Source organism: Streptomyces sp. NPDC058086 (genome assembly GCF_042885015.1).
Classification (GTDB): domain Bacteria; phylum Actinomycetota; class Actinomycetes; order Streptomycetales; family Streptomycetaceae; genus Streptomyces.
Genome location: NZ_JBHVST010000122.1, coordinates 17,873 through 29,304, shown reverse-complemented (window position 1 = coordinate 29,304; position 11,432 = coordinate 17,873). Strand labels below are relative to the sequence as shown.

Annotated in this window: 9 protein-coding genes and 1 pseudogene; 3 read left to right on the top strand and 7 right to left on the bottom strand. The window is 67.3% G+C overall.

Annotated elements, in window-relative coordinates; translation table 11 throughout:
* On the top strand, positions 1–629 hold a 629-nt coding region (locus ACFVWD_RS49485), incomplete at its 5' end, for an IS630 family transposase (RefSeq protein WP_389605058.1).
* Positions 630–643: 14 nt separating this feature from the next.
* Here the strand turns inward: ACFVWD_RS49485 and ACFVWD_RS49480 are convergent.
* Positions 644–1,138 carry a hypothetical protein gene (locus ACFVWD_RS49480; protein WP_389605057.1) on the bottom strand — a complete coding sequence of 165 codons (495 nt, stop codon included), beginning with the start codon at positions 1,136–1,138 and terminating at the stop codon, positions 644–646.
* Between the two features lie 1,082 nt (positions 1,139–2,220).
* Positions 2,221–2,412 (bottom strand): hypothetical protein, encoded by a 192-nt coding sequence (locus tag ACFVWD_RS49475; protein ID WP_389605056.1) that lies wholly within the window; start codon positions 2,410–2,412, stop codon positions 2,221–2,223.
* 255 nt (positions 2,413–2,667) lie between these two features.
* On the opposite strand from ACFVWD_RS49475, the gene ACFVWD_RS49470 reads away from it, so the two are divergent.
* Positions 2,668–3,477: a hypothetical protein gene (locus ACFVWD_RS49470; RefSeq protein ID WP_389605055.1), complete on the top strand. Its 810-nt coding sequence runs from the start codon at positions 2,668–2,670 to the stop codon at positions 3,475–3,477.
* Between the two features lie 197 nt (positions 3,478–3,674).
* Here ACFVWD_RS49470 and ACFVWD_RS49465 read toward each other — a convergent pair whose 3' ends face one another.
* The 4 genes and pseudogenes from ACFVWD_RS49465 to ACFVWD_RS49450 form a co-directional block, all read right to left on the bottom strand.
* Positions 3,675–4,091, bottom strand: coding sequence for a DUF4240 domain-containing protein (locus ACFVWD_RS49465; RefSeq protein ID WP_389605053.1), 417 nt, complete (start codon positions 4,089–4,091; stop codon positions 3,675–3,677).
* A 646-nt stretch (positions 4,092–4,737) separates the two neighbouring features.
* On the bottom strand, positions 4,738–5,082 hold the full coding sequence (locus ACFVWD_RS49460; protein ID WP_389605052.1) for a hypothetical protein: 345 nt from the start codon (positions 5,080–5,082) through the stop codon (positions 4,738–4,740).
* Positions 5,083–5,234: 152 nt separating this feature from the next.
* Positions 5,235–5,458, bottom strand: a pseudogene (locus tag ACFVWD_RS49455) (IS630 family transposase); the annotation flags it as partial.
* Between the two features lie 616 nt (positions 5,459–6,074).
* Entirely contained in the window at positions 6,075–6,197 is a 123-nt protein-coding gene (locus ACFVWD_RS49450) for a hypothetical protein (protein ID WP_389605050.1), read from the bottom strand.
* A 181-nt stretch (positions 6,198–6,378) separates the two neighbouring features.
* Here ACFVWD_RS49450 and ACFVWD_RS49445 point away from each other — a divergent pair, with 181 nt between their 5' ends.
* On the top strand, positions 6,379–8,976 hold the full coding sequence (locus ACFVWD_RS49445) for an ATP-binding protein (RefSeq protein WP_389605048.1): 2,598 nt from the start codon (positions 6,379–6,381) through the stop codon (positions 8,974–8,976).
* Between the two features lie 362 nt (positions 8,977–9,338).
* On the opposite strand, the gene ACFVWD_RS49440 is transcribed toward ACFVWD_RS49445, so the two are convergent.
* Complete coding sequence (locus ACFVWD_RS49440; protein ID WP_389605046.1) at positions 9,339–10,628, bottom strand: FAD-dependent monooxygenase; 1,290 nt, start codon at positions 10,626–10,628, stop codon at positions 9,339–9,341.
* Between the last annotated feature and the right edge of the window lie 804 nt (positions 10,629–11,432).

The following is an 11,432-nucleotide window of genomic DNA, read 5'->3' as shown; positions in this document are numbered from 1 at the left end:
TCGTCGACAAGGTCCACGATGTCGTCGGCCTCTATCTGGACCCGCCCGAGCGGGCATTGGTGTTCTGTGTGGACGAGAAGTCGCAGATCCAGGCCCTGGACCGGTCCCAGCCGGTGCTGCCGATGATGCCGGGGGTTCCCGAGAGGGCGACTCACGACTATGTGCGCGCCGGCACCACCACCTTGTTCGCGGCCCTTGAGGTCGCAACCGGCAAAGTGATCGGCTCTCTGCACCGCAGGCATCGGGCCGAGGAGTTCAAGAAGTTCCTGATCAAGCTCGACAAAGAGGTACCTGCCGGCCTGGAAGTCCACCTCATCTGCGACAACTACGCCACCCACAAGACTCCCGCCATCAAGAAGTGGCTGCTGGCCCACCCCCGGTTCCACCTGCACTTCACACCGACTGGCTCGTCCTGGCTGAACCTCGTCGAGCGATGGTTCGCCGAACTGACCAACAAACAGATACGGCGAGGCGTTCACCGGTCCGTCCAAGCCCTGGAGAAGGACATCCGCAACTGGATCGCCGCTTGGAACACCGACCCGAAGCCCTACGTCTGGACGAAGACCGCAGACGAGATCCTCGAACGCCTCGCCAGCTATCTGAACAGGATTCCTGACTCAGGAGACTAGGCCTGCCGGGTGCGCTATGGAGCCCGGTCATGGTCAAGGCCCCCGTTCACAGCCTTGCGTACGTCGCGCAGGAACGGCTCGAGGCCCCGCCTGCGAAGCGCTTGCCGCCAGCCGGCCCTGGCGGCAGCCACCTCCTGGGTCATGGCTCCGTCCTCGTGGGACGGGGACACGGAAGCGTTACGCAGGGCTGTCAGCAAGAGGCTGATCATGGCCACGAGCACGGATGCCGCGGTGCCCGCAGCGAAGAGCCAGCCAGTTGTGATCAGAGATGAGTCCGCAGCAATGCGCGGGCTCGCCAGGCGCAGCGCGTAGCCGACAAGCAGGAAGATCGCTGCGGCGGTTCCGAACAGCACAGGGGCGAGAACAGTTATCACTGCGGCAACCGAGGCCCGGCCAGCCGTGGGCGCCTCGGATCCATGGGCCATCCGCGCCTGTTCCCGTACCTCAAGGTAGCGCGCGTACTCGGGTGCCGCCTTCGCCGCGATGGCTTCATGGGCGGTGATCGCCATAGTCCGCAGCTGCTCAGCGTTGAGGTGCTCAGTCCTCCCTGGTGGGTCCGCCCTCAGCACCTCGTCCAGAGTGCGCTCGAAGTCGGGACGGTCTTCGCCAAGCAGAACGGGCCCGGCTCCGCGGTGAGAGGAGTCCTTGGCATCTGCCGCCCCAGACGGGTACGGGACTGACTCGTCGAGGACGGGAGTGCGTCGCGCGAGCGAGGCGATGAGTTGTTGCATAAATGAGTCAGCCACCACCTGCTGCTCCTTCTGCTGAGGCGGGACCCGAACCGGAACCCTGATCAGGGGGAGTCTCGGGAGCGGGAACCACCGAAGTACCGGACTGCGCAGGCTGCGTGGATTCCCCTGGAGCATCCCGTCCACGCTCGGCCCTGAGGTCCTGTCGTGCCAAGGGAGCAGCGTTCTGAATTGCCCGTAGCATCTCGAGTTCCGCCAACTTCCCGCCAGCCAGTTGCTCCAGGACCTTTGGAGCAGCGATGCCGACCGCCATCACGCCCACCGGACCTCCGGCTTGACCTGATGCTCCGAATGCTGCGGCCATGCCCACGCCCAACGCGAGTCTGAGTACAAGGGCCACCAAGTACGGCCTGAGCGGTAGCTCACCCTGAACCTTCCACGGAAGGTTCTTCACCCGCCCGATGGCGCTGTGCAGTTGATGGGCTTCGATGGCGCTGGCACCGAGAAGACCCCACACGCACGCCATCCATACCGACACAGGGATGAACACCTCCTGCCGCAGATGTGGGCTCCCCGGCCGGCCGGGCTGCGCCGCCATCCAGAATCGCATCGCGGCCAGTGCCTTAGGAAGTGAGAGGAGCCCTTCGTCGCAGTCCGCACCCCCGCCGCAACCCTGACTTCCGCCCTCGCCCAGCTACTCACCAGGCTCCTCCCCCTGTAGGTGGCGCTGATGCTGTCTCCTCCGCTGCCCCAGGGAGGCGGCATCACGGCGACCGACCAGAGAGACAGTGGACCCTGCTCAGTTCTCCATGCATGCGGACCTCATGGCACCTGAAGCAGAACGCCGCCTCGAACAGCGCCAGGTCGAGGGTGTCCTCGTATGCCCGGATGCTCCAGCCGGGTTAGAAGCCGATGCGGTGCTCTTCGCTGCCGGGCAGGGTCTCGATCAAGGTCAGGGCGTCGGCGGCCTCGCTCCCGGCCCAGTGGGTGACCACCTCGCCGGGGTATGGGGCGCCCCGCTTGGCCGAGAGGACGGAGATCCCTACGAGTTCGATCAGCGCGGTGGTCGCAACGGCTTGTGCGGGGAGCTGCATGGCCACAGTCTGTCCGTCAGGCCGGCAGACACCTACGGCGTGTCATGAGAGGCAACCTGCCGCTCGAGGGCATGGGATGCCGAAAGACCCAGCAGGCCAAGGCCCATGCTCACGAACCGACTGAAGGGCCAACGGGCCAACGGTCGTGCTCAGCTACAAAGTGTGATCCCGGCTACCCGACCACAGGAGTCGGAAAGACGTCGCCAAGCGAGATTCACATAATGTGAATCGCTTCCAGCAGGCACAATCTCAGACATGGCGACGAACCCGCGCAGGGCGCCAAAGCGCACAAGTCCCCTGCTCAGAAGGCCCATCCGGATCGGCACCCTGGACACCGCAGCGATTGTCGGTGAACTGCGGGACCTGCACGAGAAGGCCGAGGATCCCGACATCGGGAGGATGCCCGCAGACGACGAACTGTTCGGCGCACTGCTCTACACCGAGACGCACGCCTCAGCGCTTGGCAGGGCGAATGAAGACGCACGACGTGCAGGCGCCCTCAAGAGAGTCCTGCTCTGGGAGTACGTCCGCGAGCAGGCCGAGATCCATCAGATGAAAGCGATCGACGCGGCCCGGGCCGCCGGTGTCGAGTGGGCCGACTTGGCGCCCCCTCTCGCCGTCGGCGGACCGAGCGCGGCGTACAACAAGTCCAAACGGCTTAGAGCGCTCACGCTCAACGACGATGAGCGCGAAGGCCAACCGGTGCGCCGCACCCCCGAGGCCGTCGTGGAGGCCGAGCGCCGGATCGCCGAGCGTGCTGCCGCTCAACGTCGTGCTGAAGAGGCCGCGCGGCGGCGGCACGAGCTCTTGCTCCCCGTTGCGCGCCGCCTTCTCGAACACCGCGATGGTTTCGTCCCGGACAGCGAAGTCAACGACTGGCTGGACGAAGTCGCCGCTGTCCTTCCCAACTGCCAGACACCGACCCAGAAGGTCAGTCTCAGTACCTACCTCAATGCCACGGTACGAGCTCTTCAGCGAGTCGAGCGGGAAACGGCGCGCCCTGTCGCGAGAACGGAAGACGCTCAGCTGGCCTATGCCGCAGCGGTCGCAGTGTGTTCGGACTGAGCCGACCGCGCGGCGGCACCGCGGTTGGCTCCACTCCCCCACCTGGCGGCGAAGGTTGAGCGCGAGCCTCTCGACAACGGGAGCACCTCTGCCTGGGCGGTGGTGCTGTGGCGTTACTTGTCCTGGCGGCTCCTGGCTTTGACCTCCGCTATGGGGACCGTGATTCATTCGTCGCCGTGGTCCGCGATGCTGCCGTGTCAGAGCGCCAGTGGTCTGAGTGGGAACGCGGCGCTCAGCCTCGGCAGCTTACGGACGGCCTCGTCCTCGTGACGCACGTCGCACTGCTCGCCGACAGGCTCTCGGCTGGTCGACTCACCGTTCTGCTGAGCGGCGATGGCTTCATAGAAAGCCTCGCCGCAGTTGTCATGGATGCCGGTGAGGAGTCCGTGTGCCTCCAATGCGACGTAGTCCAGGCTCTCCCATGCAGGCCAGTAGTCGTCCCAGTTTTCTCGAGGGCGCCCCACCAGACGCTGGACCTCGGGAGCGTCGGCCAGGGTGTCGGGATCGGCCACCGCGCGGACCAAGGCATCCCGTCCCAGCTCGACCATCCACAGGCCGAAGTAGCAGAACCCGTCGTCCGAGAACGAGCAGATCACGTCGGGCCGAACATCCACGACCCCGGACCGTCCCATCGGCCTGTCGCGCGAAGGAGCCCGGTGTGAGGCGCGGCGGCGAAACTTCAGAAAGCTGATGTCCCGTCTCGTGGGATCTTGCAGAGGCGGGGTCGTTGACCTGCGGGGTGACATGTTGAACCGCGACCTAGTGGGGGAATGACAGGGCGTCGCCGAAGACCCGAGGACGGTGCTGATGGCGCGTCTCGTCGATCATGGCGAGGGTGATGCGGCCTGAGCAGCGTTGCCAGGATGTCGAGACGCTCGACGCCCGGTTTCGCACTGAGGATGGCAGTTCCTGGTCAGAGGCCGCAGCAGTGGACGTGCTCAGGAGGGACGTTGCCGCTGTCAATCCTGAATCTGCTGGCGGGCGGTCGTCCAAACGATCTTGAACTCCTTGGCCGACAACCACTGCGGGGTGCGCCGCTCTCACTCAGAGATAGGCGGTTCCGCGGTCAGTCCGTAGGCACTCTCGTGTTCGGCCAACCGACTGGCACTTTGGGCTTCTTGCCACTCGGCTTGCGAGGTAGTGGCCAAAGCGTTGCTTGCGGGCTCCTGTAACTCGTCCTGCGGATCACGTACCCGTCGGTGTCCAGCTCGCAGTAGAACCAGACGGTTTCCTCGTCCCCGAAGCAGTGAACCCGGCGCGTCACTGGTTCACCGGGTCGAAGGGCTCGTCGTGCCAGCGCCAGCCGGCGGTGCCGTCGTCGTGGATGTGCAGCATGAACTCAGCGACCGGGCTGCCGTCGGGGAACGTCATGGTGAGCGCACTGCGGATCTGGGTGTAGCAGGCGTCGGCCCGCTCCCAGTCTTCCTCGTCGACAGCCCGCTCTTGTTCAGTGAAGACAGGACGGAACTCTTCAAAGCCGGGAAGTGTCTCGACTTCGGCGTGAGTCCAGGGCATGTCGGCGCCGGTCACGGTCAGCCAGGCAACCTCCTGGTCGCCGTGGTGGAGCCGCCAGATACCACCGGTGGTCAGGTTCGGGTTGGTCACATACCCATGATGGCGATCACCACTGACAGACGGTCGTACCCCAGCGCTTCAGCTGTGCGAGATGGTCGCGGACGTGATCGAGGAGGTGACACAACTTGCTGCTTGGACCGCTGGGGGAAAGGGCCGATTACCGCTCGAGCCCTATTACGGCGTAATAGCTCGACGCCAGCCTGTGACAGCCGCGACAACGACGACCTCGTGTCCTCGTCGGCCTGGACCAGCTGTGCGATCACCGGAGCACGGTTCCCGCCGCCGGACGCCGGCAGCATCATCGCCCGGCGATAGCGGACCGAGCTGGTACTGCCCCGGTGCACGATCTGCTGCAGCTTCGGCCCTTCTGATCGGTCAGTCTGCGCATCCGCACAGCCTCGGCCACCACACCTCCAGCTATCCAACCGCTCCAACCACCACCCCGGGGGAACCTATGCGGTCACAGCGCACTCTTGCCGCACTCCCCCGTACTCGGATCGTCCGAGTTGGTGCGCGGCCGCAGCCGCAACCTGGCAGAAGCACTTCCGTAGTGCGTCGGACGATCCTCGCGCCCGGCACTCCGGAGGACGCCTCGAAGCCGACGTCTCGGTTCTCTTCTGCGTCCGCTGCATCGAACGTCAAGGGCGCCAGTTATTACGGCGTAATAGTTCGTGGGGCGCACGAGAGCGGCACACGGCGCTGTGCTGGTTCCAGGAATCGCGTCAACGTCCAGCGGAGACGGCCAAGAATCGGAGAGATGCTGTACCCGGGGCCACCAGGTCCCTCTCATCTGAGGTGCCGCTCACGTTGACACCGACCTGACAGATTCAGTCTGAGGCACCCGGACTGGCTCGGGTCGGGGTCACTTACGTGTCTGCGGCTGAGGCCGGCATGCCGGTCTGTCTGCAGTGCGGTCTGGGCGGCTCATCGATGTCCTCGAAACAGCCGCCGCCGTGCTGGACCCGGGCGCCGCCACCGAGGGGACACAGCTGCAGCAGCGTGCCCTCGGTGGCGGCTGGGGGTCAGCGGTGGAGGAGCCAGGTGATGAGAGCTTCGGTGGCGCCGGTGAAGGTGGCGAGGGTGAGGTCATGCAGGGCCGTGAGGAGGGCGCGGCGGGCGCAGACGTGGGAGGGGACTGGGGTCATGGCGGTCTCCTGGCGGGAGGTGCCGGCTGCGGTGTGCGGCCAGGCGGTGGCGCCATGGGGCTGGTTCCGGGGCGTTTCCGGCGAAGTGTGTGCTGGCTGATGGGGTGGTAGCTAGCCTGGTGGCCGGGGATATCGGCTCTTTTCCGCGGGGTTAGCGGTCCGGAAGGCACCGGGGGCGCGGATGGGTGAGTACGCGGACCGGTTTCAGGCGGAACTGGTGGCGGTGTACGAGGCCGCGGGCCGTCCGACGCTGGAGCGGCTGGTCCGTCTGGGCAGGGAGCAGAGTCCGCCGATGCAGGCTGCGGATGCGACGATCAGCGGTTGGCTGACCGGGCGCGCCGTGCCAGGAGAGGCACACACCCGCTACTTCCTGATCCTGGCGGTCTTCCTGCAGGGCAGGGCAGTTGCGCAAGGCGGCAGGTATGCGGCACGGCCGGAGGCGTGGTGGCAGCAACTTCTGCTGCGTGCGCGGCAGGAGAGGGACGCCGCACGAGGCGGGAGGCCCCGTACCGGCGGTGCTCCGGCGGTGGCGTCGGGGCCGGTGACGCTGCCACCGGCCCCTGCGGGGTTCACCGGTCGTACGGCGGAGCTGGACAAGGTGCTGGGGTGGCTGGAGCCCGTGGATGGGGCGGCCGGAGACACGGCGGTGGCGGTGGTATCGGCGGTAGCGGGCATGGGCGGGGTCGGCAAGACCGCACTGGCCGTGCACGCCGCCCACCAGGCCCGCCTGCGGGGCTGGTTCCCCGGCGGGATCCTCTTCGCCGACCTGCGTGGCTACGGCCACGATCACGTCGGGGTCGGCGATGTTGCCGATCGGTTCCTGCGCGCTTTGGGGGTGAAGGCCAAGGATCTGCCCGACGCCGTCGAGGAGAAGATCGATCTTTGGCGCCTGATGCTCGGCACTCTCGCCGCACAGGGCCGGCCGCTCCTGGCCGTCCTGGACAACGTCCGCACCCCCGGCCAGATCACCGCACTCCTGCCTGCTGCTCCACACCGGGCCCTGGTCACTTCACGCCACAACCTGTCCGCCCTTCCCGCCAATCGGGTCGATCTCACTCCACTCACCCCTGGCGACGCCGTCGACCTCCTGGAGCGCACCCTGCGCGTCGGCGGCACCGGTGACGGGCGCGTCACTACGCAGCGGGCAGCTGCGCTGCGGCTGGTGGACCTGTGCGGGCGCCTGCCGCTGGCGCTGCGGATTATCGGGGCGCTGCTGCGGGACGAGCCGGACCGGCCGTTGGACGGACAGGCGAGGGAATTGGAGGATGAGCGGACCCGTCTGGACGCGTTGGAGTATGAGGGCGGCGACGGCCAGGGCCGACCATTGGCGGTCCGTGCGTCGTTCGAGCTGTCCTACCGGCACCTGACCGGCCCGCAGTCGCGTGTCTTCCGGCTGCTGGCCGCGGCACCCGGCCCGGACATCTCCACCACCGCGGGCGCCATACTGCTCGGCCAGGACCCCGTCGATGCCCGGCGCATGCTGGCCAGCCTGGCCCGCGCCCATCTCCTGGACACCACCAGCGCAGGCACGCTTGCGGACGGGGTGCGCGAGCGGTGGTCGATGCACGACCTCATCCGCCTCTTCGCCGACGGTCTCGGGCTCGTCCACAGCAGCGAGGACGGCCGGGACACGGCGGTCGCACGGCTGCTCGACCACTATCTCCTCACGGCCGAAGCGGCCGACAGCCACCTGGAGACCCGGGCCGCGGAACCCGCCTCCGACTGCTTCACCGGCCGTGACCAGGCACTGGATTGGCTGGAGAGCGAGCGAGTCAACCTCGTCGCGGCCGCCATCATGCCTGCCGCCCGCCGCCACCCTGCCGGCACCCGTCTCTTCACCGCCCTGACCAGCTTCTTCAACCGGCGGCGGTACTTCGAAGACGGAATCGCGCTCAACACCGCCGCCTTGGCCGACTACCGGGCGATCGGCGACCACCGTCGCGAGGGCTCGGCCCTGAACAATCTCGGCAACCTCCTTCGGCAGGTGCGACGGTTTGATGAGGCGCTCGACGCCCACACCTCCGCCGCCGCCATATTCGAGGAGATCGGCGACCACCACGCGATCGGCATGGCAGTGAACAATGTCGGGCTGGTCCTCCAGGAGCTACGCCGGTTCGACGACGCGATCGAGGTGCACACCGCCGCCCTGGCCGTTTTCCGGGCGACTGGCGACAGCCACCGCGAAGCCATGGTCCTGAACAGCCTTGGCAGCGCGCTGCGGGAGGTGCGGCGGTTTGACGAGGCGATCGAGGCGCACACCGCCGCCCTGGCCGGATACCGGGCGATCGGCGACCACTATCGGGAGGGCTCGGCGCTGAACAACCTCGGGCTCGCCCTGCAGCAAGCGGGCCATTTCGACGAGGCGATCGACGCCCACACCGGCGCCGCCGCCATTTCGCGGGAGACCGGTGACCGCCACGGCGAAGGCAACGCACTGGACAACCTCGGGGTCATCCTGTGGATGGTGCGGCGCTTTGGTGAGGCGATCGACGCCCACACCGCCGCTGCCGCCATTTCGCGGGAGACCGGTGACCGCCACGGCGAAGGCATAGCCATGGACAACCTCGGGCTCGCCCTCCGGCGAGTGCGGCGCTTTGACGAGGCAGTCACCATGCATACCGCCGCCGTGGCCATCTACCAGGAGACCGGCGACCACCGGCGCGTCGGCATAGCGCTGAACAGCTGTGCGATAGCCCACAATGAGAGGTGGCGCCTCACGGTGCCGACGGGGTACAGCGATCGTGGAGAAGGCGCCGCAGCGACGCCTCAGAAAGACTGAGACAGGTGTCCGTTCTCATCCATCGTGTCAGGGAGCCATGTCGGCGAGCTGCGCACTGACAACTGCCTTGAGACAAGACGGGTGAGCGATCCGGCTGGGATCAATGGGCTTGGACGTCACGGGGTTGATGTCTCAATGGTCCTGTCAGCTCCGGTGAGCGCCGACCAGGCAAGTGACAGAACCACAGAGACCCCACGCGGTGGATTCTCATTGATGTTGTCAGTTTTCCGAGCCAACACCGCCTCATCAGAACGTGGCCTGGCCGCCGAACGGGCGCTCCAACGCGCACCACGCGGCATGAGCGGAGGTCGTCCGGCGGTGTCCTACCGAAGCGTGGTCCCTCTCGACACGTTATGTGACACCTACGGCTTGGCCGACGGGGTGATCGGCGATCCGGCCGGGGCTGCGGAGTCCGGCACCCCCGCGTAGTCGGGCAGCTCGACGCCGTTGATCGCGCGCCCGACCAGCTCCGTGAACCATTCGCTGGCGAAATCGGGGCGCGGCTCGGCGTCTGGCCCGGGGAGGTCGCGGCTGCGGGCGTTCAACCGGCCGATCTCCTGGTTGGCCTCGACGAACGAGCGCATCCGCGCCTCGTAGCGGGCGAACCCGGCGTCGGGGTCCCATCCGGCAGCGGCCAGCTCTCCGGCCAGCAGGTAGGCACCGACCAGTGCCAGCCCGGTGCCCTGCCCGGACATCGGCGACGAGCTGAACGCCGCGTCCCCGAGCAACCCCACCCGTCCACTCGACCAGCGGTCCATCACCACCTGGGCGACCTGGTCGAGGTAGAAGTCCGGAGTGTCGTCCAGGTGCGCGAGGATGTCCGGGGTCAACCAGCCCAGGCCCGCCATCCGCTCCCGCAGCAGGACCTTCTGGGCCGCGACGTCACGGTGGTCGACGTCGAAGTCAGCCGAGGCGAAGTAGAACATGGCCATCGCCCGGGTAGCGTCCTGGATGGGCCGCAGGAGGGCGGAGCGCCCGGACTCCTGATCCTGGTACTCCAGCAGCCAGCGGTCCAGCCCGAACTCGTTGGGCACACTGTAGAAGGCCAGCGCGTGCCCGAGGTGGCGGAGGAACCGCTCATGCGGCCCGAAGACCATCGCTCGCAGCTCCGAGTGCAGCCCGTCTGCCCCGACCACCAAGTCGAAGCGCCGCCGGTTGCCGCCCGCGAAGACCACGTCGACCCCGTCCGCGTCCTGGGCGAGCTCGGCGATTCGGTCGCCGAAGACGTACTCGACGCCGTCGCGGGTGTCGTCGTAGAGCACCTGGGACAGGTCCCCGCGCAGGATCTCAATGTCCGCGATGAACCCGTCGCCACCGTCGTCGTCGGCACGGAAGGTCTCCAGCACCTGCCCGTCCGCGTCCACGGTGTGGGCGCCGGCGGTGTCGGTGCACGCCGCGCGCACCGCCGGGTCCAACCCCATGCGCCCGATGACCTCCCTGGCGACCCCGCGCGCGTCCACCGCCTGCCCGCCGGGACGCAGCTCGGGAGCCCGCTCCACCACGGTCACCTCGGCCCCCCGCCGGCGCAGCCAGTGGGCCAGCGCGGGTCCCGCGATGCTCGCCCCCGCCACCAACACCCTGGGACCGCTCACCCGCGTCCCCTGCCCGCCCGTCCGGATCGCGTGCCCCTGGTCGGAGTCGTCGACGCTCATCACAGCCTCCGTGTGCTTCCTCCCGCGCTGGAACGTCCCCAGCACAGGCCCACCGCTGTCGGTGTATCCAGCCGTATCGACCACGGATCCGCACAAAACTCATCGGTCACGGCAGACATTGATGAGAAACGCCAACTCCGATGAGACTCACATCAACCCAGACTGGTGTAAACCAGGCGAACCATCCTGTCAGCTAGGCCTCCGCCTGAGACCTCGCCAGATCTGCGCGTAACACAGTGAGACTCTGAAAGGGCCAGTGAGAACGGACAACAGGGCGCTGCTTGCCCGAGAAAGAGTGAGACGCAGGCACTGAAGCCCCAGAACGACTGACACTGCCCAGGTCCACTGAGACAGGACACAGGTCGTGCACTGCTGGGGAAGGGCCGGGTATGACCCGAGCACTATTACGGCGTAATAGCTCGACGTCACTCCTGGACAGCCCCGACAGCGATGCCTTCGCCGGAACACACCCTGCGCGGGGCGGCTGCTCTATTACGCCGTAATAGTTGCGCCCCGTGGCGGCAGCGCGGCTCCGCTGCGGGTCCGCCCAGTGTTCACTCCCATAACGACATCGGCTCCGCCTACGGCATAGCCGCCCTCTCCCCCGACTGCCGCCGAATCGCCGTTGCTCTCTCCCGGACACGAACTGTGCCGACTGGGCTGAAGGAGACGGCGACGGGGCTTCGACGAGAGCGGATGCCCAAACCGTGCGGCGGATGTTCCGTCTGGGTGTAGGCGGCGAACGATCAGGGACTGGCCTTCGGCAGGACGAAGCCACGAGCGTCGGTTGCTGAGGGTGCCTCA